The sequence below is a fragment of the Dietzia natronolimnaea genome (assembly GCF_002289575.1).
In the GTDB taxonomy this organism is placed as follows: Bacteria; Actinomycetota; Actinomycetes; order Mycobacteriales; family Mycobacteriaceae; genus Dietzia; species Dietzia natronolimnaea_A.
In genome coordinates this window covers 38,395-65,203 of sequence record NZ_NTGA01000020.1, presented here as the reverse complement: position 1 = coordinate 65,203, position 26,809 = coordinate 38,395, and the positions used below count along the sequence as shown (strand labels likewise).

The window sequence follows — 26,809 nt, the reverse complement described above, 5'->3', positions numbered from 1 at the left end:
CCGACCAGCCTACGGCTCGCGGTGGGCCGGCCCTATCCCGAGCCGCCCGGCCGACTCGGCGATGCGCACGTAGTCGGCGGTGGTGAGCTGCTCCCCACGCGTCCTGGGGTCCACGCCCGCCTCGACGAGCGCGAGTTCGGCCTGTGCGGCGGACCCGGCCCAGCCGGCCAGCGCCGCGCGCAGGGTCTTGCGCCGCTGCGCGAAGGAGGCGTCGGCCACCGCGAACACCCGCGTGCGGTGCGCCTGGCCCAGGTCCCACGGCGGGGTCTCGTATGCGTCGATCCGCACCAACCCCGACTCGACGTTGGGCACGGGCCAGAACACGTTGCGCCCGACGGTCCCGACGCGCCTGACGGTGCCGAAGAACCCGGCCTTGACGCTCGGGACGCCGTAGACGCGGGACCCGGGGGCGGCAGCCAGCCGGTCGGCCACCTCGAGTTGCACCATCACCAGCGCGGTCCGCAGCGTCGGCACCTCGGCCAGCAGGTGCAGCAGGACGGGGACGGACACGTTGTACGGCAGGTTGGCCACGAGGGCGGTCGGCCGGGGTTCACCGAGATCGGTGCCGCGCACGGCGAGCGCGTCGGCCGTCACGATGGTGAGGTTCCCGGCGAGCTCCGGGGCGCGCTCGGTGACGGTGGTGGGCAGCCGCCCGGCCAGGAGGGGGTCGATCTCGATCGCCACCACGCGCCCCGCGGCGTCGAGCAGCGGGAGCGTCAGCGAGCCGAGCCCGGGCCCCACCTCGACGACGGTGTCGCCGCGCCCCACCCCGGAGACGGTGACGATCCGCCGGACCGTGTTGGCGTCGTGGACGAAGTTCTGCCCCTTGGACTTGGTGGGCTTGAGGTCCAGCTCCTCGGCGAGCGCGCGCACCTCGTGGGGGCCGAGCGGGTCGGCCAGGCCACGGAAGGTCGCGTCCGGACCGGTCAGCGCAGGCCCAGCTTCGAGGTGCATGCGGGCCAGGCGCCCCAGCCCTGCGACGCGCGGACCTTCTCGGCGATCGCGATCTGCTGCTCGCGGGTGGCCAGGTGGGCGCTGGGGGCGTACTGACCGCCACCGTGGCCGGTCCACGTGCTGGGGGCGAACTGCAGGCCGCCGGAGTAGCCGTTGCCGGTGTTGATGCTCCAGTTGCCGTTCGATTCGCACTGGGCGATCGAGTCCCACACCCCGCCGTTCGAGACCGCGGGAGCCGAGGGACGGGGCTTGGTGCCCACCCGGACGACCGCGGCGCGGGGCTCGGTGAGGACCTTCTCCTCGCCGCGGGCGCGTTCGGTCTCGACGCCGTTGACCCGGGTCACGGTGTACCGGACCTCGCGCTCACCGGGGGCTCCGGGCTCGACCACGGTCCGCTCGCCCTCGGTCGCCTCGGGATCGTCCGTGGTCTGCTCCGGGACGTCGAACGGCTCGACCACGGTCTCCTCGCCGGTGGTCACGCGGGTCACGGTGACCTCGGTGCCGGGGGTGGCGGGGGCGTCGGCGGGGGGATCGACCGTGTCGAGCGGTCCGAGGGTGATGCCGGCCCGCTCGAGGTACTCGCCGACGGTGTCGCCGGGTGAGGAGAGCGGGGCGGCGGGGGCGCCGTTGTCCGAGAGCAGCAGCTCGCGGGGGGTCACCACGGAGATCTCGGCGCCGTCGAGGGGCACCTCGGCGTCGATGCGGGGGCTGACGTAGCTGCGGGGCGGGACGTCGTCCCGTTCGGCGATCAGCTCGGCGACCGTGGTGGCGGTGGTCCACACCTGGTCGCTGCTCCCGTCCACCTCGACGGTCACCGGACGTGCACGGAGCAGGGTCACGGTGTCGCCGTCGTCGATCCGGTCACCGGGAGCGACCACCACGTCGCGCTCGTCCACGCTGTACCCGGCGCCCTCGATCGCCGCGCGCACGTCGGACTTGAAGGTGACCAGTTCGATCGGTGCGCCGTCCACCTCGAGGGTGAACGCGGTGCGCTGCTCCAGCGCGGCGACGCCGCCGACGACAAGGGTCGAGAGCATGCCGGCCACGGACAGCCGCAGCATGGTGGAGCGCGACCTGTGGATCCGGTGGAGCGGGGCCAGGACGCCTTTCGCGCCCGTGGGGGTCTCGGTCCGTGAATCGTCAACCACTGGTCAGTTCTCTCCTCGCATAGCCCGCGGGCGCCCGTACGGACGCCCGCGTTTCATCACGGTAGCGTAACGAGTCGGGGCCGCAGGGGCAACGTGATGCGCCTGACATGCGACGACGACGACGTCGCCAGATCACGTTTCGTTACATTCTTCCCTTGGCACACTTTAGCCACACGGGCCACATCCCCCCGGGGGCCGGGCGGGCGACGGGGCCGGGCTCACACCGTCAGCCCGAACACCTCGCGGGCGGTTCCGGCGACCTCGGCGACGAGCTCCTCCGGAGACTGCCCGCGCACCTGCGCCACCACCCGCGCGGTGTACCCGACCAGCCCGGGCTCGTTGCGGGCCCCCCGGAACGGCTCGGGCGCCATGTAGGGGGCGTCGGTCTCGACGAGCAGCTGACCCGCCGGGGCCAGTCGGGCCGCCTCGCGCAGATGCTCGTTGGCCTTGAAGGTCACGTTGCCGGTGAACGACAGCACGTAGCCACGGTCCAGCGCCTCCCGGGCCACGTCGATCGGCGAGGAGAAGCAGTGCAGCATGACGTGCGGGATACCCGACCCGGGGCCGGCCACCTCGCCCAGGACGCGCATCAGGTCGTCGTCGGCCTCCCGGTTGTGGATCATCAGACACTTGCCCACCTCGGCGGCGAGGCCGGCGTGCCAGCGCAGTGACTCCTCCTGCTCGGCCGGGTCCGCGCAGCCCTCCATCGTGCCCACCCAGTAGTGGTCCAACCCGGTCTCCCCCACCGCCACCACGCGGGGATGGGAGGCCAGCTCGCGCAGCCGCGCGCGCACGGCGGGGCCCCGGTCCGGGTCGGTGAGTTCCCGCGCCCGGGTGGGATGCACCGCGACAGCGGCGTAGACCCGCTCGTCGGCCTCTGCGGCGGCCACCACGGCCTCGGACTCGGCCAGGTCGTCGCCGACGGTCACCATCGCCGCCACCCCCGCCAGGGCCGCCCGGTCCGCGGCGCCACGCACCTCGTCCGCGGTGCGATGACCGCAGGAGTACAGGTGCGTGTGGGCGTCGACCAGGCCCGGCAGCGGCTCGGGGAGGACTGGCGTCGGACGGGGCTTTCGCTTACCCATGGGTCCCGGTCACTCCGCCGGCTGGATCGGTGCCCAGGCGGGCCCGGTTTCGGCGAGGTCCGGGTCGACCTTGGCGAACAGGGGGCTGGGCTTGGCCAGCGGGGTCCCGGGGGTCAGCTCGGTGCGCGCCCACCGGGCCTGTTCGGAGGCGTAGTCACCCATGATCACGGGATAGCTGCGGCCGGCCTCGGGCAGCCCCGCGCCGACCAGGTCCACCGGCATGTCGTCGGTCACCTCGTGGACCTGCGGCGACGCGGCCCACACCCCCTGGCCGCCGATCGCGCCGTGGATCTGCTGCGCGGCGGAGGGCAGATACGGGGTGAGCAGGGTGTTGGCGTCGGAGACCACCTGCAGCGCGGTGTGCAGGACGGTGCCCAGGCGCTCACGCTGGTCGGGGTCCTTGGCGAGCTTCCACGGTTCGGTGGCCGCGATGTACCGGTTGGCGGCCCCGACGATCCGCATGGCCTCGGTGGCACCGGCCTTGAAGCGGGACCGCTCGAGATGGGCGCCGACCGTGGCGAAGGCGGCCTCCGCGTCACGCAGCAGGTCGGCGTCCAGATCGGTCAGGGTCCCGGGCCGGGGGACCTCGCCGAAGTTCTTGTGCGCCATCGACACCGTGCGGTTGACCAGGTTGCCCCAGCCGCCCACCAGCTCGGCGTTGGTGCGTCGGACGAACTCGTCCCAGGTGAAGTCGGTGTCCTGGTTCTCCGGGCCGGCCACCGAGATGAAGTACCTCAACGAGTCGGGGCCGAACTCCGCCAGGAAGTCGCGGACGTAGATCACCACGCCACGAGAGGAGGAGAACTTGGACCCGGACATGGTGAGGAACTCGGACGAGACCACCTCGGTGGGCAGATTCAGCGCGCCGAGCGCCCCCGGCCGTCCGCCGTGCGCGCCCCGGCCGTCGTAGCCGATGAGCTCGGCCGGCCAGATCTGCGAGTGGAAGGTGATGTTGTCCTTGCCCATGAAGTAGTGGGACACGGCCTCGGGGTCGGTCCACCACCGCCGCCACGCCTCGGGCTCGCCGGAGCGCCAGGCCCACTCGATCGAGGCGGAGAGGTACCCCACGACGGCGTCGAACCACACGTAGAGCTTCTTGTCGCCGCGGTCCTGCCAGCCCTCGACCGGGATCGGGATACCCCAGTCGATGTCGCGGCTCATCGCCCGCGGACGCAGGTCCTCGAGGAGGTTGAGCGAGAACTTCAGGACGTTGGGCCGCCAGTCCTTGCGCCCCTTGAGCCAGTCCCCCAGCGAGTCCGCGAGCGCGGGCAGGTCGAGGAACCAGTGCTCGGTCTCGATGAACTTCGGGGTCTCCCCGTTGATCTTCGAGACCGGGTTCTTCAGGTCCGCCGGATCGAGCTGGTTGCCGCAGTTGTCACACTGGTCACCGCGGGCGCCGTCGTAGCCGCAGATCGGGCAGGTGCCCTCGATGTACCGGTCCGGCAGCGTGCGGCCCGTGGACGGGCTCACGGCCCCGGTGGTGGTCTTGGCCACCATGTACCCGTTGCTGTGCAGACCGCGGAAGAGCTCCTGGACCACCGCGTAGTGGTTCCGGGTGGTGGTCCGCGTGAACAGGTCGTAGCTCAGCCCCAGGCCCGCCAGGTCGTCGACGATGACCCGGTTGTACCGGTCGGCGAGCGACTGGACCGACACGCCCTCCTTCTCGGCCTGCACGAGCAGCGGGGTGCCGTGCTCGTCGGTGCCCGAGACCATGAGGACGTCGTTGCCGGCCATCCGCTGGTACCGGGAGAAGACGTCCGATGGCACCCCGAAACCCGAGACGTGACCGATGTGCCGGGGGCCGTTCGCGTACGGCCATGCGACCGCGGTCAGGACTGTCTTCGCCATGGCTCCCAGACTAGTGGTCGCGTCCGCGGGTTCCGTGGCGGGAGTACACCCCGATCACCTCAGGCGTCCTCGGCCGCCGGATCGCGCGAGAGCGACTTGTGGATCGACACGCACAGGGCGATCAGCACCAGCACGAACGGCGACGCCGCGATGATGGTCATGTTCTGCAGGCTCGACAGCGCGTCCCCGCCGCCGTCACCGGCCACCAGCATGATGATCGCGACCGCGGCCGTGAACGAGCCCATGAGCATGACGATCCACCGCGAGGGCTCCTCGATCCCCCGCTGCGCCATCCCGCCCATGACGATCGACGCCGAGTCGGCCGAGGTGATGAAGAAGACGGCGATGAGCAGCATCGCCACCACCATGAGCACGGGCGCGAGGGGCAGCTCGCGGAGCAGGTTGAACAGCTGTGGTTCGAGAGACCCGTCCCCGAAGACGCTTCGTCCGGCCTCCTCGAGGTAGAGGGCGAAGCCACCGAAGATGGCGAACCAGATCACCGAGAGGGTGCTGGGGACCAGCACCACGCCGATGATGAACTCGCGGACGGTGCGGCCGCGGCTGATCCGGGCGAGGAACATGCCGACGAAGGGCGACCAGGAGATCCACCACGCCCAGTAGAAGACGGTCCAGGAGGACAGCCACCCGGCGGCCTCACCGTTCTCGCTGACCGCGGTGCGGGAGGCCATCTCGAAGAAGTCGGAGAAGTAGGTGCCGATCGTGGTGGGGATGAGGTCGAGCATGAAGAACAGGGCCCCGGAGAAGATGGCCACGAACAGGGCGAGCGAGACGGCCAGCACCAGGTTGATGTTGGACAGGATCCGGATGCCGTTGCCGATCCCGGAGGCGGCCGAGGCCAGGAACACCAGGCCCAGGACCACGATCACACCCACCACGAGGGCGATCCCGCCACCGTCGACCGCGCCGGTCTCGTTGAGCCCGGCCCGGATCTGCAGCGCGCCCAGCCCCAGCGAGGCCGCGGTGCCGAAGATGGTGGCCACGACCGTCGCCACGTCGAGCACCTTGCCGATCCACCCGCTGGCCCGCTTCTGGCCGATGAGCGGGACGAACGCCTGGGAGACCAGATGCCCGCGCTTGAAGCGGTACGCGGCCAGTCCGAGCGCGAGGCCGACGACGGCGTACATGGCCCAGGGGTGCAGGGTCCAGTGGAAGGCCGTGGTGGCCATGGCCACGTCGTACTGCTGCTCCTGCCCGGGGGGCGGGGTCTGGTAGTGGGTGAGCGGCTCGGAGACTCCGTAGAACATCAGACCGATGCCCATCCCGGCCGCGAACATCATGGCGATCCAGGACTTGGTGGAGTACTCCGGTTTCTCGTTGTCGCCGCCCAGACGGATGCCGCCGAAGCGTGAGAAGGCGAGGTAGATCGTGTAGGCCACGACGGTGGTGGAGACCAGGATGAACAACCAGCCCACGGTCTCGACCACCAGCGAGAACGCGTTCCCCGCGGCGTTCTCGAACGACGCGGTGTAGAACGCGCCCCAGACCACCACGATGAGGGCGATCACGGTGGTCGGGATGATCACGGCGAGGTCGGCTCGGGGCTTGGCGGCCGGGGTCGAGGCGGGGTCACTCTTCTGTTGGCTGGAACTGGACATTCTTGAAACCTTGTCAACAACTCACCCAGAGTGCAAGGTAACAACTTCTTCACCTGCACAGTTGCGTGTAAGCATGAATGGGTGCCCGACCGTCTGATAGCCGTCCCGGACCTGCTCCGCGCGCTGCACGGGCGGTCGCGGTCACTGGGTCTGGCGCCCCCCGCCGCCTTCCTCGGCGACTGGCATGACCACCGTGCCGTGCTGGTGCCGTCGGTGCACCTCGAGCCCGTCGCGCACCCCGCAGCTTTCGAGGATAGTGACCATCTCGTCGTCGTCTACCGCTCCTTCCCCGACACCGTGCCGGGCGCCGCCCCACCGCTCCCGGCCGCGGTGCGCGGCGAGGCCTCCGGATGGCTCTGTCTCGACGGCGAAGGCCGGTGGTCGCGTCACGGCGACGCGCCCGACCCCGCTCGGGTGATGCGCGACCACGGCGCCGATCGAGACAAGGACGCACTGCGAGGCGACGACGCACGGACCGACCGCCTCCCCCACTGGTCCGCCCCGGACCGGGCGGCTCACCGCTCGGCGGTCGTCGAGTGCCTCGAGGCGATCCGAGCGGGCGAGGTGTACCAGGCCTGCCTGAGCACCAGAGTGGACGGAAATCTCCGCGCGGACCCGCTCGAGACCTTCCTCGAGATCTCCGGCCACGCACCCGCCTCACGTTCGGCGTATCTCGAGGGACCGTGGGGCGCGGTCCTGGGGTTCTCGCCCGAGGAGTACCTGGTGCGCCGTGGTGACCAGGTGCGCACCAGCCCCATCAAGGGCACGCTGGCGGCCGACCTCGACCCGGGGCTGTTGCTGGGGTCGGCGAAGGACGTCGCCGAGAACATCATGATCGTCGACCTGGTCCGCAACGACCTCGGGCGCGTGGCCGACGTCGGGTCGGTGACCGTGACCGACCTGCTCGCCGTCCGGCCGGCACCCGGCGTGCACCATCTGGTCTCCACCGTCACCGCCCTCACGACCGCGGACAACGCGGCACTGGTGGAGGCCACGTTCCCGCCCGCCTCGGTCACCGGGACCCCCAAGGCGCGGGCGCGGGAGCTGATCGCCGGGTGGGAGCCGCGGTCCCGGGGTCTGCACTGCGGGGCGTACGGGTTCGCCCTGGGCCGGGACCTCGAGCTCGCGGTGGCCATCCGGACTCTCGAGGTGACCCACGACGGGCGCGTGGAGCTGGGCGTGGGCGGCGGCATCACCATCGACTCGGACCCCGACGCCGAGTGGGCGGAGTGCGTGCACAAGGCCGCGTTCACCTGGGGCGGCGGACCGCCACCCTGGTAGTCGGCGGCGCGGCGCGGCGCACCTCGGCGGGTGGTCAGCCCCGCGCGTCGACGACCGCCTGGTAGAGCTCGCGCTTGGTCAACGACGACCCCTCCGCGACGATCGCGCACGCGTCCTTGAGCCGCTCACCCGCCTCGACCCGCTCTTCGACGATCTCCACCAGGTCCTCGGTCGAGGCTGCGGAGCCGACGGCGTCCGCCCCCTCGATCACCACCACGATCTCCCCGCGCACCCCGTCGGCGGTCCGGTCGGCCAGGTCGCCGAGCGTGCCCCGCAGGACCTCCTCGTAGGTCTTGGTGAGCTCGCGGCACACCGCGGCCCGCCGACCCGGCCCCAACGCCTCAGCGGCCTCGGCGAGCGTCTCGGCGAGCCGGTGAGGCGACTCGAAGAACACGCACGTGCGCTCCTCGGCGGCCAGGCGGGCCAACCAGGTCCGCCGACGACCCGCCCGGCGCGGGGGGAAGCCGTCGAAGCAGAACCTGTCCACGGGTAGGCCGCTGAGGACCAGCGCGGTGGTCACGGCCGACGGGCCGGGCAGACAGGTCACCGGCAGGTCCGCGTCGATACACGCGGTGACCAGCGAATAGCCCGGGTCGGACACCGAGGGCATCCCCGCATCGGTGACCACGGCCACCACGTCTCCCGCCCGGACGCGGTCCATCAACTGGGGGACGCGACCCGCCTCGTTGTGCTCGTAGAAGCTCATGACCCGCCCCCGGATGGTCACACCCAGCGCGGTGGCGAGCCCACGCAGGCGCCGGGTGTCCTCGGCGGCCACCACGTCCGCCGAGGCCAGCAGGTCCCGCAACCGCGCCGAGGAGTCGCCCGGGTTCCCGATCGGGGTGGCGGCCAACACGACACGTCCGGACGTCATGCGCTCCAGACTATCCCCGGTCCGCGCCCACCCACTCGCCGTGCCCGTCTCCCCGACGTCCGGAAGGCCCCCATTATGCTCGCCGTGTGACCCCGACCCCAGGCGTGCGATCCCCGGGCCGCCCGCTCCCGGTTCCGGACACCGGCCCGGTCGACACCCCCCGCGACTGGATGGCCACCGCCGTCATCCTGGTGCTGGCCTTCCTCTCCCGCTTCTGGGGCCTGACCTCCGCCACGGACGAGGGCACCCCGGTTTTCGACGAGAAGCACTACGCGCCGCAGTCGTTCAGCATCGCGCAGTTGGGGATCGAGGAGAACCCCGCCTACGGGCTGGTGGTCCACCCGCCCGTCGCCAAGCAGATCGAGTCGCTCGGTGGCCTGCTCTTCGGCTACACGCCCCTGGGGTGGCGGTTCACCGCCGCGATCTGCGGCGTGCTGGTGGTGCTGATGGTCATGCGGATCACCAGGCGGCTGACCCGTTCCACTCAGCTGGGTCTGATCGCGGGCCTGCTGCTGTGTCTCGACGGGGTCACCTTCGTGACCTCGCGCATCGGCATGCTGGACATCTACCAGGTCCTGTTCGTCACCGCCGCCGCCGGCGCCCTGCTGGTGGACCGCGACCAGATGCGCGGCCGCATGCACCGGGCCGCTCTCGCCGGCCGGCTCCACCTGTCGGACTTCGGACCGCGCCTGGGATTCCGCTGGTGGCGGTTCACCGCCGGCGTCATGCTGGGGTTGGCCCTGGGCGTCAAGTGGTCCGGCCTGTACTTCATCGCGTTCTTCGGACTCATGACCGTGGCGTGGGACTGGGCCCTGCGCAGCCGCTACGGTGTCCGGCGGCCCCTGGCGGGCGCCCTCCTGCGGGACTCCGTGCCCGCCTTTTTCTCGCTCGTCATCTGGCCCGTCCTGATCCAGATGTTCACCTGGCTGCCGTGGTTCGCGAGTGAGAACTCCGTCTACCGGCACGTCGTGGGCACCAAGGTGGAGGACAACTGGCTACCCGACTCCCTGCAGTCGTGGCTCTATTACCAATCCTCCGTGCTGAGCTTCCACTCCTCGCTCACCACCTCGGCGGGCAATCGACACCCGTGGGAGTCCAAGCCGTGGACCTGGCCGATGAGCCTGCGGCCGATGCTCTACTACGTGGAACAGGGCGAGGACGTCACCGGCTGCGGCCAGGATTCCTGCGTCCGCGCGATCATGCTCCTGGGCACGCCCGCGATCTGGTGGCTCGCGATCCCCGTCCTCGGGTGGGCGTTCTGGCGGGCGGTGATCTGCCGCGACGGCCGGTATGCGTTCCCGCTCGTCGGCTACATGGCCGGCTACCTGCCGTGGTTCCTCCAGATCGACCGCCAGATGTACTTCTTCTACGCCGCGGTGATGGTGCCGTTCTTCGTCATGATGGTCGCGCTGGTGCTGGGCGAGATCGCCGGTAGATCCGACGACTCCCCCCGTCGGCGGACCATCGGCCTGGGGATCGTGTGCCTTTACCTCGCGCTGGTGGTGGCCAACTTCATCTACATGCTGCCCATCCTGTCCGGGATGCCCATCACCCCGACGGAATGGAACCACCAGCTCTGGCTGCCGTCCTGGCGTTGAGCCGGTCTCACCCGCCCAGCACCCTGTCGATGCTGAACCGGCCCGCTCCGACCGCGGCGATGAGCAGCACCCCCACCCCCAGCGCCACCACGAGCTCCCACCCGTTCTGGGTCACGAAGGGACCGTTGGTGGCGTGGACGAAGTACAGGGCCCCCGCCATGTCCACCGCCAGCAGGATCCCGGCCAGTGGGGTCAGGATGCCCGCGATGAGCGCGATCCCGGCGATCAGCTCGACCCCGGCGACCACCGCGGCGGTGACCTCCGGCTGCGGGATCCCGTACCCGGCGAACTGCTCCCCCACCCGGGCCAACCCCAGGGTGAAGAACTTCTGCCACCCGTGGGCCACGAACACCGCCCCGAGCCCGATCCGGGCCAGCAGGATCGCGGCGTCGTTGAGGGTCTCCATCCCCCTCACGGGAGGATTCCCTCGCCGGCCTTGTTGATCCGACGGCTCAGTAGCCGCATCGCGAGCATGTAGAGGGGTGGCGCGAACTTCTGGGCGGCGAACGCCAGCCTGATGTCCGGCGAGGTGTAGACGATGTAGCGACCCTTGCGCACACCCTCGATCGTCTTGGAGGCCGCGACCTCCGGGGTGACGGCATGCCGACGGAACTGGTCCACCGTCTTGGCGACCTGCGGATCCGAGCGGTCCACTCCCGCGATCTCCACGGTCTCCACCAGCGGGGTGTCCACGCCACCGGGGCACACCAGGTGCACGCCGATCCCGTAGGGCGCCAGATCGAACCGCAGGACCTCGGCGATTCCGCGGATGCCGAACTTGGCGGCGCTGTAGGCGGCGTGCCACGGCAGGCCGAGCAGGCCCGCGGCAGACGAGACCATGACCAGGGCCGCGGGTCGCCGGGCGGCCATCATCGCCGGGACGAACGCCTCGATCACGTGGATGGTGCCCATGAGGTTGACCTCGACCATCGACCGCCACACGCGGTGTTCGAGGAGGTCAGGTCGCCCCCAGGCCGAGTTTCCCGCGACGTGGAAGACGGCGTGCGGGGCCCCGTGGGCGGCGACGACGGTCTCGCCGAACCGCATCACGGCCTCGTGGTCGGTGATGTCCAACACCTCGGAGGCGAGCACCGTGCCGCCGGTGTCCCGGCAGGCTCCTGCCGCCGCGTCCAGGCCTGCTGCGTCACGGTCCGTCAGGACCAGCGAGGCGCCCTCGCCCGCCAACCGGATCGCCACGGCGCGGCCGATCCCGCTGGCCGCGCCGGTGACCACGCAGGTCGTGCCGCGGTAGTCGGTGATCCGTCTCCTCGACATGTGGTTCCCTTCCGGCCCGAACCGCTCGAGCGGGCCTCCTGGGGTCCCACCGTAGCGTCACGCCGGTCTCATGCAGGGGTCACTCGCGTGCGGGGATGGGCGGGACGTGGTCACGCAACACGCAGCGGCTCCCGCTGTAGATCGTGGCCATGCACCGGTTGCAGTGCACGCACAGGGAGCGACGACGATCGTCGGCCTGCAGCTTGAGGGGCAGGTCAGGCTCGCGCAGCAGACCGCGTCCCATGGCCACGAACTCGAACCCCGCGTTCATCGCCTTGTCGATCGACGGCCGGTCGACGATCCCCCCGAGCAGCATCATCGGCAGACTGACGGCCTCGCGGATCTGGCGGGCGTCGTCGAGCATGTAGGCGTCGGTGTAGGGGTACTCCTTGAACATCCGGGGGCCGACGACCTTCATCCCCAGCTTGATCACCGGCGGCTGGGTGGCCGCGAACTCGTGCAGCGGCGCGTCACCCTTGAAGAGGTAGATGGGGTTGAGCAGCGAGCTGCCCACGGTCATCACCAGGGCATCCGCCGAGCCGTCCTCCTCGATCCACCGGGCGACCTGCACCGCCTCATCGATCCAGAAGCCGCCGGGCACGCCGTCGTCCATGTTGAGCTTCATGGTCACCGCGATCCGGTCCCCCATGGCGTCGCGGATGGCGCGGCCGATGCGGCGGGCGAACCGGGCACGGTTCTCCAGCGACCCGCCGTAGGAGTCCTTACGCTTGTTGAGCCGGGGGCTGAGGAACTCGCTGACCAGATAGTTGTGCCCGAAGTGCACCTCGATCGCGTCGAAGCCGGCCTCCGCGGCACCGCGGGCCGCGCGGACATGGTCCTCGACGATCCGGTCGATGTCCGCCTCGGTGCAGGCCCTGGTCAGCGACATGCCCGTGGGGGCCGGGATCCGGGACGGCCCCATCGCCGGCATCCGGGTGGAGGCGGAGTTGGCCACCGCCCCCGCATGGCCGACCTGCGCGGAGACGGCCGCGCCCTCGGCGTGCACGGCGTCGGTGAGCTTGCGGAGCATGCCGCCGTCGCTCATACCCCAGTGATACTGGTGCCGGTCGGTCCGGCCCTCGGGAGAGGTGGCCAGGTAGGCGACGGTCGTCATGCCGACGCCGCCGCGGGCGTACTCGGCGTGGAACTCGATGAGCTCGTCGGTGACCCGACCCTCGGGGCAGCGGCCCTCGAACGTCGCGGCCTTGACGATGCGGTTGCGCAGCGTCACATTTCCGATCTTCGCCGGGCTGAACACATCGGGGGCGGGGGTTCCGGGTGCGAGGGGCATGGACGGACTATAACGCGTTTCAATTCGGCACACCCGCGCTTTGGCCAGCAGTTTTGCACTGAGTGCAAAGCCGGTTCCGCCTCCGGGCCGTCCACCGACGGCCACGGGGCGCCCGCCGGGGCCCTACCGGCCGCCCAGCGGCACGCTCAGCCCTGGGGGTTGAGTGACGTGGAGTCGATGCCCGCCAGTGCCTGGTCCACCAGGTCGGCCGCGGAATCGGTCGGCACCACCCTTTCCAGTGCACTTCCCACCCCCGGCACGCCGCCGACGAGCGCGGCGACGGAGCCGTTGGTGTCTCCGGCGAGCAGGTGGTCGATCGACGCGCCGAGCGCCGGGGCGATCACACAGACCGCACTGGTCGGCAGACCCGCCCCGGCGAGGTTGGCGACGCTGCCGGCATTGCACGCCGCGGTCGCCACGGAACCGACCGGGCCGCTCGCGGATCCCGGCAGCGAACCGGTGACGGAGCCGAGTTGCGCGGACGCCGTCCCGGCGCCCGCGAGAAGGGCGACGGCGGCCATGCCGCACACTGTGAGAAGCCTTCTGGACATGTCGTTCTCCCTGGTGTCGTCGAGTGGCGGCGGCCGCCGCCTGCATCTCAGCACATCAGAGTTTCCTTACCCGCAGACGAACTTCGCGCGGATTCCGGGTGCGGTCACGGCGAACTGGCGCCGTCCGGTTACTCGGAGGGCCCGACCCGGTCGGCGTGACCGAGCGACTTGCCCGGAGCGACGAGATCCCGGACAGCCCGCTTCAGTTCGGTGATCTCGGGGAATCCGCCATCCCTCTTGCGGTTCCAGACCTGCTCGCCGTCGACATCGATCCGGAACGTCCCGCCCGTGGCGGGCACGAGCGCGATCTCACCGATCTCACCCTCGAAGGTCTGGAGTAGCTCGCCCGCGTACCACTGGGCGCGCAGCATCCACCGGCACTGCGTACAGAAGGTGATGGCGATCCGGGGAGACGGCATGTCGCCCACAGTGCCACAGGCGGACCATACGGTTTCACTGCTGGGCGGGCTCCGTCGTCGTCGTCATCGTCGGATGCGGCTCGTACATAGAATCGATCTCTTCGACGCTCTTGCCGGTGGTCTCGATCCGGAACAACCACGTGATGACCGCCCCGAGCAGAGAGGTCCCCACCAGGATCGCCAGGACCGCGCTGGTGCCCCAGGCGACCAGCAGTATCGGAAAGAGGAACGAGGTGAGGACCGCACCCGACTTGGCAATGGACGCGGCCATGCCCGCCCCCGTCCCTCGCAGGGCTGTCGGGAACACCTCCCCCGCCACCACATAGGTCATGGAGTTGGGGCCGAGGTTTGTCATGAACTGGAACAGGATGAACCCGGTGAAGACGAGCACCGTCTGCACCGACCCGTGCGCCAGGGTCGAGGAGGCGGCGATGGCGAGCCCGGTCGCGCACCCGAGGAAGCCCAGGATCTGCAGCCGCATGCGACCCCACCTGTTGACCAGCACGATGGCGACCAGGATGCCCACCAGGAGGAAGACGTCGATGAGGGCGGCGCCCTTGGCGCCTAGCAGGTCCTTGTGAATGATCGCCGACGACGACGAGTCGCTACTGGCCACGTTCCCGAGGGTGGTGGCGATGATCGTCGGCGTGAAGATGCCGATGCCGTAGGTGCTCAGGTCCTGGAGGAACCACGGGACCGACGCCAGGATGGTCGATCGACGCCACGACGCCCTGAACAGCGCGCGGACGTCCTTCGTCGCGGTCCCGGCCCCGCCGTCCCGCCCGTCCGAGAGCGTCACGACCGAGGGGTACCGCGGCGTGCGGTCGAGGAGCTTGGTGAGCTCGACCTCGGCCTCCGCGCGACGACCCACGTTGGCGAGCCAGTGCGGACTCTGGACGACGAAAACCCGGCCGACGGCGACCAGTGCCGCCGGCACCACGACGACGCCGAACATGAGTCGCCAGGAGTCGAGCGAGCTGGTGGTGCTGAGGATCGCGACGCCGACCAGCGTTCCCGCCACGGCGCCGACCGCCTGGAACGCGAACGCCGACAGCACCTTCTGGCCGCGGCCGGCGGTGGTCTGGGTCTCGGAGAGGATCGCGTGCGCGGTCGGGTAGTCGCACCCCAGCGCGACCCCCATCCCGAACAGGCACACGAGGAAGACGGCGAACCCGGGTGCCACGGTGGCACCGAGCAGGAACACGGTGAACAGGACCATCTCGACGAGGAACATCTGCTTGCGGCCGAAGCGGTCCGACAACCCGCCGAGGGCCGTGGCCCCGACCATGATGCCCGCGAGGGTCGCCGCGGTGAGCAGTCCCGTCTCCACCGCCGAGAGTGACCAGTAGGCGGTGATGAGCGGCAGGGCCACCCCGATGAGGAACACGATCAGTCCTTCGAAGAACTTCCCCGCCGAGGCGAGCCAGAAGATCCTGCCCTGCATACTCGTCATGCCGGCCGAGACCGCCGGGGTGCCGTCCCGCCACCGGGGGGTCTCGTCGATGTAGAGCTGAACCGTGGAGGGGGTCCCGGGATCGTCGTCGCCCTCGGGCGCGGGTGTCGCCATGACGCAGAAGACTACTCAGATACCCCCGGGTACACCGGTGCCGCGGTAAACCCCGCGTGAACGCTCACGCGGCCCCCGGCCCGGCCGGGGCTAGGCCGCACAGACCTGACAAGCGGAAAGGCCGTCCCCGCTTGCGCGGAAACGGCCTCTGAACTCGAAGTCCTTGGGTGGAGCTAAGGGGAATCGAACCCCTGACCTTCTCGATGCGAACGAGACGCGCTACCAACTGCGCTATAGCCCCGCACGGCCCTCGCGGGCCGTGTCGCCGCCCCTGCGGGAAGCAGTGCCGCCCTCTCGAGCAGCGAGGGATACCCTACCAGCACGGCCGGGCGACCGACCAAACCGGGAGCCCCGGAGGCGTCACGACCCCGCGGTGTGCGTGTGCATCCGCACGCCGTCGTCGTTGAAAATGCTGATCACCTGCGCCGGGCGCCCCCCGGCCGCCGACAGACTGTGCGGGACCCTGGTGTCGAACTCGGCCGCCTCCCCGCGGGTGAGGATCAGCTCTTGGTCGCCGAGGACCAGGCGGAGCTTCCCGGAGAGCACGTAGAACCACTCATACCCGTCGTGGACCCGGGGGTCGGGCGCCACTTTCGCCGGCGGGTAGGTGATCTTGTAGGTCCCCACCGATGACCCCTCGGGGGCCAGGGGCGCGATCACCATGCCGTCCCGGTGGACCACGGGCCGCCGCACCCTGGGATCGACCGTGGTCGGTGCCACCAGGTCGTCCAGGCCGATCCCCAGTTGGCGCGTGAGCGGCAGCAGCAATTCGAGACTGGCCTGCCGCTTGCCGGACTCAAGACGCGACAGCGTGCTGGCCGACATCCCGGCCCGCTCCGCCAGCTCGTCCAGCGTCAACCCGCGACTGTGTCGGTACGCACGCAGCCGCACGCCCACCTGCTTGAGTTCTCCACCCATCTGCCCTCTCCCGCCGTCGCCCAACTCCTTGCCAATAGCGCAAGCTTTCTTGCAGTTTAGGCACACCAGGCGTCAACTGGTCCCATGAACATCACTGAGAAGTCACCAGAACACTGGGACGCGATCGTGGTCGGCGGTGGGGCCGCGGGCCTGTCGGCGGCGCTCATGCTCGGCCGGGCCCGCCGCCGCGTGCTCGTCGTCGACGCCGGCGAACCGCGCAACCGCTTCGCCGCGCACATGCACGGAGTCCTCGGCCACGAGGGGGTGGATCCGCTCGAGCTGCTCCGCCGGGGCCGCGAGGAGCTCCGACAGTACGACGTGACGGTGCGGTCCGGGTCCGTGACCGTGGTCCGGGACAGCGGGGTCGACGAGGCGGGGAGCGGTGACGGAACGAACGAAGGGAATGCCGGCGACCTGACCGTCGAGTTCGCCGACGCGGCGCCCGCGACCGCTCGTGCCCTCGTCGTCGCGTCCGGGCAGACCGACGAGCTCCCGGACATCCCCGGCCTCCGGGACTTCTGGGGTTCGAGCGTGCTCCACTGCCCGTACTGCCACGGCTGGGAGGTGCGCGGCAGCAGGATTGCGGTGCTGGGCACGTCGGCCATGTCGGCGCACCAGGCTCAGCTCGTCCGGCAGTGGACCGACGACCTGGTGTTCCTCACCGCCGGGAGTGGCGCCCCCGATGCCGAGGTGGCCGCCCGACTGCGGGCCCGCGGTGTCCGGCTCGAGGAGTCGCCCGTCACCAGCGTCCTGTCCGAGGACGGACGACTGACCGGCGTCAGCCTGGCCGACGGACCTCAGATCGCACTCGACGCGATCTTCGCCGCGCCCACCGCCCGGCCCCACGACCGGTTCCTCGACGGGCTCGACCTGGAGCGGACCACCTCCCCGCTCGGCACGGTTCTCGCGGTGGACCAGTTCGGTGCGACCAGCCATCCCCGGATCTGGGCGGCGGGCAACGTCGCCAACCCGGGGGCCACCGTGCCCGTCTCCATGGCCGCGGGCTCGATGGCGGGCGGGATGGTCAACATGATGCTGGTCAACGAGGACTTTGACGCCGCGACCCTCGCCCACGACGCCACCGGAGCTCCGGCCGAGTTCTGGGAGGGCCAGTACGCCGGGCACGGGCCCCGCTGGTCGGGGGCCGCCAACGCCACGACCGCAGCGGTGGTCGGCCCGCTCCCGGTCGGTTCGGCCCTCGAGCTGGGCTGCGGTGAGGGCGGAGACGCGGTCTGGCTGGCCGAGCAGGGGTGGCGGGTCACCGCGGTGGACCTGTCGCCCACAGCGGTTTCCCGCGGAGCCGAGGCGGCGGCGACCCGCGGAGTGGCCGATCGCGTCGACTGGGTGTCGCACGACCTGACCACCTGGACCACCGACGAGCGCTTCGACCTCGTCACGTCCAGCTTCTTCCACTCCCCCGTCGAGCTACCCCGCACGCAGATACTCCGGCGAGCCGCCGAGTGGGTACGACCGGGCGGCCACCTGCTACTGGTCACACACGTCTTCGAGTCGGAGGCGGACATCCCCCCGTGGGCGATGCGGCCCGACACCGAGGGCCGGGAGGGACAGGGCGAGCACTCCGCCCACGGCGCCGCCCACCCGGTTCTGCTGACCCCCACCGAGGAGGTGGCCGAACTGGCACTGGACCCGGCGGTGTGGGAGGTCGTCCTGGAGGAGATCCGCCCGCGCGAGGCGGTGGGACCGGACGGGATCCAGACGGCGACCGTCAAGGACGGGGTCGTGATGTACCGGAAACGGCCCTGAGCGACTGCTCGGGTCAGCCGACCGCGCGCCGCAGCGGCTCGCGGTGCGCGGTCCGGTGATCCGGCCCCTGCGGCCGGCGACCGGGGTCGGTCTCCTGCACCTGGTCAAAGGTGTCCAGCATGTCGAAGGCCGGGTCCTCGTCGTCGACCTCCAACACCACCGCGCCGGGTCGACGCAGCCGGGGCGGCACAATGGAGAGCTCGTCGTCCTCCCGGGACTCGACGCCGAGGCGCGCGCGTCGCATGCGCTCGACGCGGCGGCGGCGCAGGCTCTCCTCCAGGCGGACCTGGCGGCGGAGATAGGTGAGGTAGGCGGCGAGCAGGAGCACCGAACCCCCGGCGAACCACCAGACGGCGGGGACGGTCACCAGCGCGGCGACCACAGCCACCGCCGCCAGTGCCACCAGGATCAGAGCGGTCCGCTGACGCGCGTGGGCGCGCTGTTCGGCGGCCTGACGATCCGCCATGGGGTCGTACGCCCCCCGTCCCCGCCTGCGCTCGGCGAAGTCGAGGTCCGCGTCAGTCAGCTCCACCTCGGGCTCGACGGGGCGCCGCCGTCCGCGGTGGACCAGCACGGCCTCGGCGTCGATTCCGGCCGCGTCCTCGTCGTGATCGACGCGCGACGCGGTCCGGCCCCCCGCGGGGGCCTCGACCAGCTCGCCGTCGACGACGGTCGACTCGCCGGATCGGCCCGTCGCGGTCTCGGGCAGGTCGTCCACGACGACCGCGGGGATCTCGGTGGTGACCTCCTCGGCGGTGGAGTCGTCACCGGAGACGGTGCGACCGGCCCGCTGGTGCCGACGCTCCTCCATGACCCGTCGCACGGCCTCCCCGCGTCTGCCGGCGGCCTCGCGTCGCAGGGTCTGCTCCAGCAGATGCCCCCACGTGTCGGGGTCGAGGAGCTCGGCGTCAGTGGCGCCCGCTCCGGAGGGCAGTCCGAAGAGCGTCTCCTCGGTCTCGGCCCGGACCGGGTCACCGGACGCGCGCCCACGGCTGGGCACCAGGCGACCCGAGCCACCCGAGTACAGGGTGCGGGTCTGCGCCAGCGCGTCGCCGGTGCGGCGGATGGGGTTGCGCGAGCGGATGAGCATCGGCGCGAGGACGAACAGCCAGACCACCACCAGCAGGATGATCAGCAGTGAGCTCGACATCGATCAGGCCTCCTCGAGCGTCTACCCCGACACGGGACGTCGTGGTGAGGCCTAAACCGTAACGGCGCCCGGGCCCCGCCCCGTGGCGGCGCGCCGCAGGTCACGATGCTCAGGACATCCTCAGACGCGACGGGCGAAACCCGAGGCCACCAAGGACGCCACCGCGCCCCGGCCGTGCTCCTCACGGGTCCGTGCGACCAGCAGGTGATCACGCCACTCACCGTCCACGTGGAGGTAGCGCCGCAGCAGGCCCTCCTCGCGGAAACCACACCGTTCCAGCACCACCCGGCTGGCCGTGTTCTCCGGGCGGACGGTGGCGTCGACCCGGTGCAGGGCGCCCGGCCCCAGCGCGTGGTCCAGCCCCAGGGCGAGGGCGGCGGTGGCCACCCCACCACCGCCGACCCGGCGACCCACCCAGTACCCGATCCAGCCGGAGTGCAGCGCGCCCCGCACGATCCCGCCGACGGTCAGCTGTCCGCAGAAGCGGCCGTCCAACTCGATGGCGGCCGGCAACGACACACCGGCGCGGGCGTGGCGTCTGAGCGTGGAGTGGATGCCCGGCCACGCGCGGGCGGTGTTGTTCTCCCGCCACTGGCCCTCGACGGTCGGCTCCCACGGCTCGAGGTGGTCCCGCTCGTGCAGTCTCAACGCGGACCAGTCGCGGGCGTCACGACGCCGCACCGGTCGGAGGGTCACCACACCGGCGCGGACCCGGAGCGGGCCGGCCTGGATCGGCCACCCGGGGTGGGCGACCGTGTCGGTACCGACGACGTTCCACATGGTCTCGGCCCCGGATCGGCTCAGCCGCGCTGGGCGAGGAACATCACGTCCACCTCGTCACCGGTCCGGACGGCGGAGACGTCGGGGTCGATCACCACGAGGCAGTTCGCCTCCGCGAGCGAGGCGAGCAGGTGCGTGGAGGATCCCTGCGCGCCGCCGAGCGCCCGCACCAGGTACTCGCCGGTGTCGGTGTCTCGCATGAGCTGTCCGCGCAGGTAGCCGCGCCTGCCCTCCACCGAGGAGATGGGGGCGACGGTGCGGGCGCGGACCGTCCGGCGCATGGGCTGACGCTTGCCCAACGCGATGCGGATCAGTGGCCGGACCATGATCTCGAAGACGACGAGGGCGCTCACCGGGTTCGACGGCAGGAGGAAGGTGGGGACCTCGTCACGACCCAGCCGCCCGAACCCCTGGACCGATCCGGGATGCATGGCCACGCGGTTGACCTCGATCTGCCCGAGCTCCTCCATGACCTGGCGGATCCGCGTGGTGGCCTCGCCGCCGGCGGCGCCGGAGACCACCACGAGTTCGCTGCGCACGAGCTGACCCTCCAGGACCTCGCGCAGCCTCGACGGTTCGGTGCTGGCGATCCCGACCCGGTGCACGTCGGCCCCGGCGTCGCGGCCCGCCGCGGTCAGGGCGTAGGAGTTGACGTCGTAGACCTGGCCGGTGCCGGGATTGCCGTCGACGTCGAGCAGTTCGTCGCCGACCGAGATCACGGACATGCGGGGCTTGGGGTGAACGAGGACCTTGGAGCGCCCCACGGAGGCGAGCAGGCCGACCTGGGCCGGCCCGATGATGGCCCCCGCGCGCACCGCGACGTCGCCCGGTTGGACGTCGTCGCCCACGCGGCGGACGTACTCCCCGCTGGCCACGGTGCGGGTGGGGCTGATGCGCTGGCCCTCGGCGACGGCCCAGCCGACCGGGAGGACCGCGTCGGCCAGGGTCGGCAGCGGCGCACCGGTGTCCACGCGGACGACCTGGCCGGGTTGGAGCCGGGTCGGCTGACGGGATCCCGCGGTGATCCTGCCGACGACGGGCAGACCAGCCGGCCCGGCGGGCTTCTCACCCGGGTCGTCGGCCTGGCCGCCGACCCGGATGTCGACACTGCGGACCGCGTACCCGTCGATCGCGGACTGGTCGAAGGAGGGCAGCGGGCGCTCGGCCACCACCTCTTCGGCACACAACAGGCCCTGCGCCTCGGAGATCGACACGCGTACCGGTCTCGGGGCGACCGCGGCCGCCGTCACCAGTGCGAGCTGTTCCTCGACGGAGCGCACCAGGTGTCCCCTTCCCGTACCAAAGTCGCTGACCGTGCGGCGGTGTCATGCCAGGCGTGCCGGACCGACCGCCGGGTCCTTGTGGGAGAGGGTAGCGCCCGCACGGCGCCATTCCGTGGCGCCATTCCGTGACGGCGCCCGGCGTCAGTGGTCGAGTCGCCCGCCGAGCCACTCGCGGAGCTCGTCGGCGTAGGCCGGGTTGTCCAGGGCGAAGTCCACGCAGGCCTTGATATAGCCACCGGGATTGCCGAGGTCGTGCCTGGTGCCGTCGTGGACCACCACGTGGACCGGGTGCCCCTCGTTGATCAGCAGGTCGATCGCGTCGGTGAGCTGCAGTTCCCCGCCGGCGCCCGGCTCGATGCGCCGGAGTGCGTCGAAGATCGCGCGGTCGAGCACGTACCGTCCGGCCGCCGCGAGATTGGACGGCGCGTCCTCGGCGGCCGGCTTCTCGACCATGCCACGGACCTGCTTGACCGCCGGGTCGTCCGTGTCGGTGACCTCGAACACCCCGTACGAGGAGACCTCCTCCGGGCTCACCTCGAACGCGCACAGGACGCTGCCACCCCGCTCCGCGCGGACCTGCGACATCCGGCCCAGGATCCCGAACGGCAGCACCAGGTCGTCCGGCAGGAGCACGGCGACGGCCTGCTCCTCGTCCCCGAGCACCGACTCCACCTGCGCGACCGCGTGCCCCAGACCCAGCGGCTCGTCCTGGCGGACGTCCACCACCTCGATGAGCCCGGGGGCCCGCTGGACCTTATGCAGCAGGACGTCCTTGCCCCGGTCGGACAGCGTGTCCTCGAGAACCTGGTCCTCGGAGAAGTGCGCCATCACCCCGACCTTGCGCTCGGAGGTCACTATCGCGAGCCGGCCCGCCCCCGCCTCGGTCGCCTCCTCCGCGATGAGCTCGATACCCGGGGTGTCCACCACGGGGAGCAGCTCCTTGGGGACCGTCTTGGTGGCGGGCAGGAACCGGGTCCCGAGGCCGGCGGCCGGGACGACCGCGGTGCGGAACTGCGAGTCGGGCGAGGTGGTGGACGTCATGCCGTACACCTTAGACGGAGCACTGGGCCCCGACCTCCGGAGCGCCGGCGACACACCACGGGCAGACTGGGGTGATGACACCGGACAAGTCCGCGGTACGTCGCGCGGTGCGCGCGAGACGCGCCGCGGTGCCCACATCGGTTCGGACGGAGCGGGACCGGGCGATCCGCGACCATCTGGCCTCCCTGGTGACGGAGGGCATGGTGGTCTGCGCGTTCGTTCCCGACGACGACGAGGCCGGCGGAGCGGATCTACCCGAGGCGCTCGCCCTGGCGGGGGCGCAGGTGCTCCTGCCGGTCTCCCCCGCGGCCGGCCCGCTGGGGTGGGCGGCGTACGCCGGGTCGGCGGATCTGCGTCCGGGCCGGTTCGGCATCCCGGTGCCGTCCGCGCCGCCGTGGCCCCCGGAGCGGATCGCCGACGCCGATCTCGTCCTGGTGCCCTCGGTCGCCGTCGACCACACCGGTGCCCGGCTCGGCCGCGGCGGCGGATACTACGACCGGACGCTCGCGCTGGCCCGTCCGCACACCCGGCTGCTGGCGGTCCTGGACCGGGAGGACGTGCTCGAGCACCTCCCCGTGGAGCCCCACGATCGGCCCGTGACCGGCGTGGTCACCCCGCACGGAGTCCTCGACTTTTAACGACTGGCACTCTGGAGGGTAGAGTGCTAGCCGTTAGCCGACTCTGCCCCGGAGGCCAGATGCCCACCTATTCGTACCGGTGCCGCGACTGCGACGTCGCCTTTGACATCCAGCAGTCCTTCACGGAGGACTCGCTCACTGTCTGCCCGCAGTGCGAGGGCGGCCTGCGCAAGCTGTTCAACACCGTCGGCGTGGTCTTCAAGGGCTCCGGCTTCTACCGCACGGACAGCCGCGCCGCCGGGGCGGGTTCGGGGTCCGGGGGCGGCTCGGCTTCGGGCAAGACCGACTCGGGCTCGGGGAAGTCCGACTCGGGCTCGTCGAGCTCAGGGTCCGGCTCGTCGAGTTCAGGTTCGTCGGCGGGGTCGACATCCGGCTCGAGCTCGTCGAGTTCCCCCGCCTCCTCGAGCGCGTCCTCGTCGTCGTAACGGGCACCCGACACCGTCCCTCCACAGGGCGCCCCCGGTCCACAGGCGCCCCTCCCGGCCCCCTCATGCGGCCCGGGTTCTCCCCCTCGCCCCGATACGGTCTCCTCGACACCGCGCCGCTCACCGGCGGCGCGGGCGACCGACCGAGGGGACCGAGATGCGCCGAATCCTCACGTCGCCACCCGCCCCGCGGCGGTGGCGGCGTCGACGGGCCGCACGGATCGCCCTGGCCGCCGCACTGGTGATCGCCGCGCCGGTCGTCGCACGTCAGTCCCCGGCGGAGGTGCCGGCGCCGCCGACGGCGGTCCCCCGTCATCACGCCGACAACCGGAACGTGCGGGTGGTCCCGGTCCCCCTGGCGGACCCGTCAGTCGCCGACCTCCTGAGCGCTGGTGACCTCGTGGATCTGATCGGCACGGTCGACCCGGACTCGCCCGGCGGGCCGCTGGTGATCGCGCGCGCCGCCCGCGTCGCCGACACCCCGTCCGGCCGGGGCGGGAGCCGGTCGATCCTCGTCGAGGTACCGGAATCCGACGCCGCCCGGGTGGCCTCCCACGCCGCCGGGACCCCGCTGGCGATCCTGGTGCACGGGTGACCTCGACACGGATCGTGCTGGTAACGTCCCTGCGGTTCAGATCGGCGCGCACGCACGCGCACGCGGTGGACCACGCCGCGTCTCCAGGGAGGGGTGCAGGATGCTCAAGGGCTTCAAAGACTTCATCATGCAGGGCAACGTGATCGACCTGGCGGTCGCCGTGGTCATCGGCACGGCGTTCGCGTCGATCGTCGACGCCTTCACCACCGCGATCATCAACCCGCTCATCGCGCTGTTGGGTGGTAACAGCGAGATCGGGTTCGCCGTCCAACTACTGGACAACAACCCCGAGACCCGGATGGACTTCGGGTTGCTGCTCACCGCGATCATCAACTTCCTGCTGATCGCCGCGGTCATCTACTTCGTCCTGGTGGGGCCGATGAACAAGCTGAAGGAGGCCGCCGCCAAGCGCAAGGGTGTGGATGCCCCCGCCTCGGACAACGACCTCCTGGTGGAGATCCGCGACCTGCTCGCCGGGCGTCCGCTCAGCCATCCCTCGGACCCGCGGAACCCGTCCGGCGAGTCCTGACCCCGCACTAGTCCTGACCCCGCGCCCCGGGCAGCTCACCCGTGGTGGGGCGGGCGTTGCTCCCTCCACCAGTCGTCGCCGAGCCGGCCGTCCCGGTCGCGGACCTCGTCGGAGGTGGTCCGAGGCAGGACCTCGCCGAACACCTCATCGATCCGGGCGCTGGCGGTCCGGGCGCTGTCTATCCGGGCACTGTCCCGCGGCCCGCCGTCCTCGACCCGCCGGTCGGTCACCACTCGTCGATCGCCGACAGCTGAGCCACCACGTACGAGACCAGCGGGCACAGCGTCGCCATCCCGTCACGGATCGCAGCGCGACTCGGCGCGAGGTTGGCGACCACCGTGCTGCCGGACACCCCGACCAGACCGCGGGAGACGATCGAGTCGACGGCTCCGGCCGTGAGACCTGACGACCGGACGGCCTCGGCGATGCCGGGCAGGCGCTGGTCGAGGATCTCCTCCGTCACCTCGGGGGTGATGTCCCGCGGTCCGACTCCGGTGCCGCCGACGGTCACCACGAAGTCGAACCCGCCGACCACCGCGGTCTCGAGTGCCTTGCGGACCTCGGCCTCGTCGGAGGCCACTCCCACGACGCCGCCCACCAGGAACCCCTCCTCCTCGAGCAACTCGGTGACCAGCGGGCCGATCGAATCCTCCCGGCCGTCCAACCGGTCGGTGACCACCACGACCATCGCGCGACCGGCGATGGGAGTGTCCGCCGGCTCGGTGGCCGAGGGGTCGAAATCCACGTCAGCCTGGAGCCTGCGCCCACCGGGCAGAGACCTCGGGTCGAATCTCGTGCTCATCTCGCCTCTCCCAGTACCACGTCGACAGTCGTCGGCTGATCGCCCACACGAGAAGCATAGGTGACGGAGATCGTCTCCCCCGGAGCCCTCGAGCGGATGGCGGCGACCAACGCGTCGCCGCTCTCGATCACCCGGTCACCGACACCGGTGATCACCGCCCCCTCCTCGATGCCCGCCTGCTCGGCGGGTCCCCCCGCCTCGGTGGTGCGCACCAGCGCGCCGCTGATGTCCCGCTGGTCGCTCACCGTGACCCCGAGCACCGCACGGGTGGCGAAACCCTGTTTGATCAGCTGGTCCGCGATCCGCCGGGCCTGGTCGACCGGGATGGCGAAGCCCAGGCCGATGGATCCCGCGTTCCCGGATCCCAGCGACGCGATGGCCGAGTTGATGCCCACCAACTCGCCGTTCATGTTGACCAGTGCGCCACCGGAGTTGCCGGGATTGACCGCGGCGTCGGTCTGGATAGCATCGATCACCGTGCTCTGGTCGGACTGCGCACCGCCGGCGCGCACCGGCCTGTCGAGCGCGGAGACGATGCCGGTGGTCACGGTGCCGGACAGACCGAGCGGAGAGCCGACGGCGGCGACGGCCTGGCCCTCGTCGAGGGTCGCGGAGGACCCGAGTGCGATCGGGGTGAGCGACCGGTCGGTCTCCGCCCTGATCACGGCGATGTCTGTCGCCGGATCGGTACCGACGATCGTCGCCGGGGCCCTCGACCCGTCGTGGAAGCGCACCTCGATCTGTCCGCCGGCGGCACCCAACGCGATCACGTGGTTGTTGGTGATGATCAGACCGTCCGGGGTCAGGATCACGCCGGATCCCTCACCGCGCCCGGCCTGCCCACGGACATCGATAGAGACCACGCTCGGCAGCACCGTGTCCGCGACGGACTCGACGGTCCCGTCCGCGGCCTGGCTCTCGGGCTGCGCGGCGGAGATCGGGGAGGCGAGCCTCGCGCCGTCGCCCCCGCCGGCCACCGTGGCGCCTATCCACCCGCCGAGGCCACCGGAGACCAGCATCGCCGCCACCAGGCCCGCGACCAGCAGGCCCCGCCCCGACCTGGCGGGAGCGGCCGTCCCGGTGTCCGCGCCGCCGTGCGGGGGGTTCGGGGGCGGTGCCGCGGCCTGGGCGCCCGGGCCACCCCATCCCTGCTCGGGCTGAACGTGCCCGTACTGCCCCTGTCCGTACTGGCCCTGTCCGTACTGGCCCTGCGCCAGCGGGCCCTGTCCGTACTGGCCCTGTCCGTACTGATGCTGTGTGTGCCCGCCCGCGCCCGGGCCCGAGGCCCACTCGTCGCCGGGCCGGGGATCACCTGTTCCCCGATCGTTCTCGTTCTCCATGGGGGCCATGCTTCCTCACCGCGCTGTGTGCCCGCTG

The 26,809-nt window shown here is 71.3% G+C and carries 27 protein-coding genes and 1 tRNA gene; 7 read left to right on the top strand and 21 right to left on the bottom strand.

Going from position 1 to position 26,809, the window contains the following annotated elements; all coding sequences use genetic code 11:
* Positions 1-9: 9 nt before the first annotated feature.
* The 5 genes from rsmA to CEY15_RS11825 form a co-directional block, all read right to left on the bottom strand.
* Positions 10-930, bottom strand: coding sequence for a 16S rRNA (adenine(1518)-N(6)/adenine(1519)-N(6))-dimethyltransferase RsmA (gene rsmA / locus CEY15_RS11845; RefSeq protein ID WP_095718655.1), 921 nt, complete (start codon positions 928-930; stop codon positions 10-12).
* On the bottom strand, positions 927-2,102 hold the full coding sequence (locus tag CEY15_RS18995) for a resuscitation-promoting factor (RefSeq protein WP_095718618.1): 1,176 nt from the start codon (positions 2,100-2,102) through the stop codon (positions 927-929). Before CEY15_RS18995 ends, rsmA begins: the two co-directional genes overlap by 4 nt.
* A gap of 218 nt (positions 2,103-2,320) precedes the next feature.
* Positions 2,321-3,187, bottom strand: coding sequence for a TatD family hydrolase (locus tag CEY15_RS11835; protein WP_095718617.1), 867 nt, complete (start codon positions 3,185-3,187; stop codon positions 2,321-2,323).
* A 9-nt stretch (positions 3,188-3,196) separates the two neighbouring features.
* Positions 3,197-5,035: a methionine--tRNA ligase gene (gene metG, locus CEY15_RS11830; protein ID WP_095718616.1), complete on the bottom strand. Its 1,839-nt coding sequence runs from the start codon at positions 5,033-5,035 to the stop codon at positions 3,197-3,199.
* 59 nt (positions 5,036-5,094) lie between these two features.
* The gene (locus CEY15_RS11825; RefSeq protein ID WP_095718615.1) at positions 5,095-6,651 is read right to left on the bottom strand and encodes a BCCT family transporter; all 1,557 of its coding nucleotides are present in this window, start codon (positions 6,649-6,651) and stop codon (positions 5,095-5,097) included.
* Between the two features lie 81 nt (positions 6,652-6,732).
* Here CEY15_RS11825 and CEY15_RS11820 point away from each other — a divergent pair, with 81 nt between their 5' ends.
* Positions 6,733-7,932 carry an aminodeoxychorismate synthase component I gene (locus tag CEY15_RS11820; protein ID WP_095718614.1) on the top strand — a complete coding sequence of 400 codons (1,200 nt, stop codon included), beginning with the start codon at positions 6,733-6,735 and terminating at the stop codon, positions 7,930-7,932.
* A 34-nt stretch (positions 7,933-7,966) separates the two neighbouring features.
* Here CEY15_RS11820 and rsmI read toward each other — a convergent pair whose 3' ends face one another.
* On the bottom strand, positions 7,967-8,806 hold the full coding sequence (gene rsmI, locus CEY15_RS11815; protein WP_095718613.1) for a 16S rRNA (cytidine(1402)-2'-O)-methyltransferase: 840 nt from the start codon (positions 8,804-8,806) through the stop codon (positions 7,967-7,969).
* 86 nt (positions 8,807-8,892) lie between these two features.
* Between rsmI and CEY15_RS11810 the strand changes: the two genes are divergently transcribed.
* Positions 8,893-10,404 carry a dolichyl-phosphate-mannose--protein mannosyltransferase gene (locus CEY15_RS11810; RefSeq protein ID WP_095718612.1) on the top strand — a complete coding sequence of 504 codons (1,512 nt, stop codon included), beginning with the start codon at positions 8,893-8,895 and terminating at the stop codon, positions 10,402-10,404.
* Positions 10,405-10,411: 7 nt separating this feature from the next.
* Here the strand turns inward: CEY15_RS11810 and CEY15_RS11805 are convergent, their stop codons facing one another.
* The 8 genes from CEY15_RS11805 to CEY15_RS11770 form a co-directional block, all read right to left on the bottom strand.
* Positions 10,412-10,810, bottom strand: coding sequence for a DoxX family protein (locus CEY15_RS11805; RefSeq protein ID WP_017838485.1), 399 nt, complete (start codon positions 10,808-10,810; stop codon positions 10,412-10,414).
* A gap of 5 nt (positions 10,811-10,815) precedes the next feature.
* Positions 10,816-11,679, bottom strand: coding sequence for an SDR family oxidoreductase (locus CEY15_RS11800; protein WP_095718611.1), 864 nt, complete (start codon positions 11,677-11,679; stop codon positions 10,816-10,818).
* 79 nt (positions 11,680-11,758) lie between these two features.
* Positions 11,759-12,970 (bottom strand): NADH:flavin oxidoreductase, encoded by a 1,212-nt coding sequence (locus CEY15_RS11795; protein WP_095718610.1) that lies wholly within the window; start codon positions 12,968-12,970, stop codon positions 11,759-11,761.
* Between the two features lie 146 nt (positions 12,971-13,116).
* Positions 13,117-13,491: a hypothetical protein gene (locus tag CEY15_RS11790; protein ID WP_245847579.1), complete on the bottom strand. Its 375-nt coding sequence runs from the start codon at positions 13,489-13,491 to the stop codon at positions 13,117-13,119.
* 158 nt (positions 13,492-13,649) lie between these two features.
* Positions 13,650-13,940: a SelT/SelW/SelH family protein gene (locus CEY15_RS11785; RefSeq protein ID WP_017838481.1), complete on the bottom strand. Its 291-nt coding sequence runs from the start codon at positions 13,938-13,940 to the stop codon at positions 13,650-13,652.
* Positions 13,941-13,974: 34 nt separating this feature from the next.
* Positions 13,975-15,507, bottom strand: a complete 1,533-nt coding sequence (locus CEY15_RS11780; RefSeq protein WP_095718608.1) for an MFS transporter — start codon at positions 15,505-15,507, stop codon at positions 13,975-13,977.
* Positions 15,508-15,675: 168 nt separating this feature from the next.
* Positions 15,676-15,748 (bottom strand) — tRNA-Ala (locus CEY15_RS11775).
* Positions 15,749-15,867: 119 nt separating this feature from the next.
* Positions 15,868-16,425 (bottom strand): helix-turn-helix domain-containing protein, encoded by a 558-nt coding sequence (locus CEY15_RS11770; protein ID WP_095718607.1) that lies wholly within the window; start codon positions 16,423-16,425, stop codon positions 15,868-15,870.
* Positions 16,426-16,509: 84 nt separating this feature from the next.
* On the opposite strand from CEY15_RS11770, the gene CEY15_RS11765 reads away from it, so the two are divergent.
* Entirely contained in the window at positions 16,510-18,189 is a 1,680-nt protein-coding gene (locus CEY15_RS11765; protein WP_095718606.1) for a bifunctional NAD(P)/FAD-dependent oxidoreductase/class I SAM-dependent methyltransferase, read from the top strand.
* A 13-nt stretch (positions 18,190-18,202) separates the two neighbouring features.
* Here CEY15_RS11765 and sepX read toward each other — a convergent pair whose 3' ends face one another.
* From sepX to CEY15_RS11745, 4 genes are all read right to left on the bottom strand, one after another.
* Positions 18,203-19,339, bottom strand: a complete 1,137-nt coding sequence (gene sepX, locus CEY15_RS11760) for a divisome protein SepX/GlpR (protein WP_017836305.1) — start codon at positions 19,337-19,339, stop codon at positions 18,203-18,205.
* Positions 19,340-19,459: 120 nt separating this feature from the next.
* Positions 19,460-20,119: a GNAT family N-acetyltransferase gene (locus CEY15_RS11755; protein ID WP_017836304.1), complete on the bottom strand. Its 660-nt coding sequence runs from the start codon at positions 20,117-20,119 to the stop codon at positions 19,460-19,462.
* Between the two features lie 20 nt (positions 20,120-20,139).
* Positions 20,140-21,399 (bottom strand): molybdotransferase-like divisome protein Glp, encoded by a 1,260-nt coding sequence (glp, locus tag CEY15_RS11750; RefSeq protein ID WP_095718605.1) that lies wholly within the window; start codon positions 21,397-21,399, stop codon positions 20,140-20,142.
* A gap of 144 nt (positions 21,400-21,543) precedes the next feature.
* Entirely contained in the window at positions 21,544-22,443 is a 900-nt protein-coding gene (locus tag CEY15_RS11745) for a UTP--glucose-1-phosphate uridylyltransferase (RefSeq protein ID WP_017836302.1), read from the bottom strand.
* Positions 22,444-22,517: 74 nt separating this feature from the next.
* On the opposite strand from CEY15_RS11745, the gene CEY15_RS11740 reads away from it, so the two are divergent.
* The 4 genes from CEY15_RS11740 to mscL all read left to right on the top strand — a co-directional run bounded on the left by CEY15_RS11740 (position 22,518) and on the right by mscL (position 24,630).
* Entirely contained in the window at positions 22,518-23,081 is a 564-nt protein-coding gene (locus CEY15_RS11740) for a 5-formyltetrahydrofolate cyclo-ligase (RefSeq protein ID WP_095718604.1), read from the top strand.
* Between the two features lie 59 nt (positions 23,082-23,140).
* A complete protein-coding gene (locus CEY15_RS11735; RefSeq protein ID WP_081615121.1) occupies positions 23,141-23,506 on the top strand; it encodes an FmdB family zinc ribbon protein in 366 nt (121 codons plus the stop codon).
* A 157-nt stretch (positions 23,507-23,663) separates the two neighbouring features.
* On the top strand, positions 23,664-24,101 hold the full coding sequence (locus tag CEY15_RS11730) for a hypothetical protein (RefSeq protein ID WP_095718603.1): 438 nt from the start codon (positions 23,664-23,666) through the stop codon (positions 24,099-24,101).
* Between the two features lie 100 nt (positions 24,102-24,201).
* Complete coding sequence (mscL, locus tag CEY15_RS11725) at positions 24,202-24,630, top strand: large conductance mechanosensitive channel protein MscL (protein ID WP_017836298.1); 429 nt, start codon at positions 24,202-24,204, stop codon at positions 24,628-24,630.
* Between the two features lie 35 nt (positions 24,631-24,665).
* Here mscL and CEY15_RS11720 read toward each other — a convergent pair whose 3' ends face one another.
* From CEY15_RS11720 to CEY15_RS11710, 3 genes are read right to left on the bottom strand one after another with little or no spacing between them, the layout of a single operon-like run.
* Positions 24,666-24,860, bottom strand: a complete 195-nt coding sequence (locus tag CEY15_RS11720; protein ID WP_095718602.1) for a hypothetical protein — start codon at positions 24,858-24,860, stop codon at positions 24,666-24,668.
* Positions 24,857-25,432 carry a MogA/MoaB family molybdenum cofactor biosynthesis protein gene (locus CEY15_RS11715; protein ID WP_095718601.1) on the bottom strand — a complete coding sequence of 192 codons (576 nt, stop codon included), beginning with the start codon at positions 25,430-25,432 and terminating at the stop codon, positions 24,857-24,859. Before CEY15_RS11715 ends, CEY15_RS11720 begins: the two co-directional genes overlap by 4 nt.
* The gene (locus CEY15_RS11710; protein ID WP_095718600.1) at positions 25,429-26,772 is read right to left on the bottom strand and encodes a S1C family serine protease; all 1,344 of its coding nucleotides are present in this window, start codon (positions 26,770-26,772) and stop codon (positions 25,429-25,431) included. The genes CEY15_RS11715 and CEY15_RS11710 overlap by 4 nt, the downstream gene beginning before the upstream one ends.
* Positions 26,773-26,809: the final 37 nt, after the last annotated feature.

Bases quoted from the DNA above. Each gene is read 5' to 3' on its own strand.
- CEY15_RS11825 (WP_095718615.1), bottom strand. From the start codon at position 6,651: ATGTCCAGTTCCAGCCAACAGAAGAGTGACCCCGCCTCGACCCCGGCC.
- CEY15_RS11710 (WP_095718600.1), bottom strand. From the start codon at position 26,772: ATGGAGAACGAGAACGATCGGGGAACAGGTGATCCCCGGCCCGGCGAC.
- rsmI (WP_095718613.1), bottom strand. From the start codon at position 8,806: ATGACGTCCGGACGTGTCGTGTTGGCCGCCACCCCGATCGGGAACCCG.
- CEY15_RS11715 (WP_095718601.1), bottom strand. From the start codon at position 25,432: ATGAGCACGAGATTCGACCCGAGGTCTCTGCCCGGTGGGCGCAGGCTC.
- CEY15_RS11780 (WP_095718608.1), bottom strand. From the start codon at position 15,507: ATGGCGACACCCGCGCCCGAGGGCGACGACGATCCCGGGACCCCCTCC.
- CEY15_RS11835 (WP_095718617.1), bottom strand. From the start codon at position 3,187: ATGGGTAAGCGAAAGCCCCGTCCGACGCCAGTCCTCCCCGAGCCGCTG.
- CEY15_RS11745 (WP_017836302.1), bottom strand. From the start codon at position 22,443: ATGACGTCCACCACCTCGCCCGACTCGCAGTTCCGCACCGCGGTCGTC.
- metG (WP_095718616.1), bottom strand. From the start codon at position 5,035: ATGGCGAAGACAGTCCTGACCGCGGTCGCATGGCCGTACGCGAACGGC.
- CEY15_RS11790 (WP_245847579.1), bottom strand. From the start codon at position 13,491: ATGGCCGCCGTCGCCCTTCTCGCGGGCGCCGGGACGGCGTCCGCGCAA.
- CEY15_RS11730 (WP_095718603.1), top strand. From the start codon at position 23,664: ATGCGCCGAATCCTCACGTCGCCACCCGCCCCGCGGCGGTGGCGGCGT.
- CEY15_RS11735 (WP_081615121.1), top strand. From the start codon at position 23,141: ATGCCCACCTATTCGTACCGGTGCCGCGACTGCGACGTCGCCTTTGAC.
- CEY15_RS11785 (WP_017838481.1), bottom strand. From the start codon at position 13,940: ATGCCGTCTCCCCGGATCGCCATCACCTTCTGTACGCAGTGCCGGTGG.
- CEY15_RS11755 (WP_017836304.1), bottom strand. From the start codon at position 20,119: ATGTGGAACGTCGTCGGTACCGACACGGTCGCCCACCCCGGGTGGCCG.
- CEY15_RS11795 (WP_095718610.1), bottom strand. From the start codon at position 12,970: ATGCCCCTCGCACCCGGAACCCCCGCCCCCGATGTGTTCAGCCCGGCG.
- CEY15_RS11740 (WP_095718604.1), top strand. From the start codon at position 22,518: ATGACACCGGACAAGTCCGCGGTACGTCGCGCGGTGCGCGCGAGACGC.
- CEY15_RS11800 (WP_095718611.1), bottom strand. From the start codon at position 11,679: ATGTCGAGGAGACGGATCACCGACTACCGCGGCACGACCTGCGTGGTC.
- mscL (WP_017836298.1), top strand. From the start codon at position 24,202: ATGCTCAAGGGCTTCAAAGACTTCATCATGCAGGGCAACGTGATCGAC.
- sepX (WP_017836305.1), bottom strand. From the start codon at position 19,339: ATGTCGAGCTCACTGCTGATCATCCTGCTGGTGGTGGTCTGGCTGTTC.
- CEY15_RS11770 (WP_095718607.1), bottom strand. From the start codon at position 16,425: ATGGGTGGAGAACTCAAGCAGGTGGGCGTGCGGCTGCGTGCGTACCGA.
- CEY15_RS11765 (WP_095718606.1), top strand. From the start codon at position 16,510: ATGAACATCACTGAGAAGTCACCAGAACACTGGGACGCGATCGTGGTC.
- CEY15_RS11805 (WP_017838485.1), bottom strand. From the start codon at position 10,810: ATGGAGACCCTCAACGACGCCGCGATCCTGCTGGCCCGGATCGGGCTC.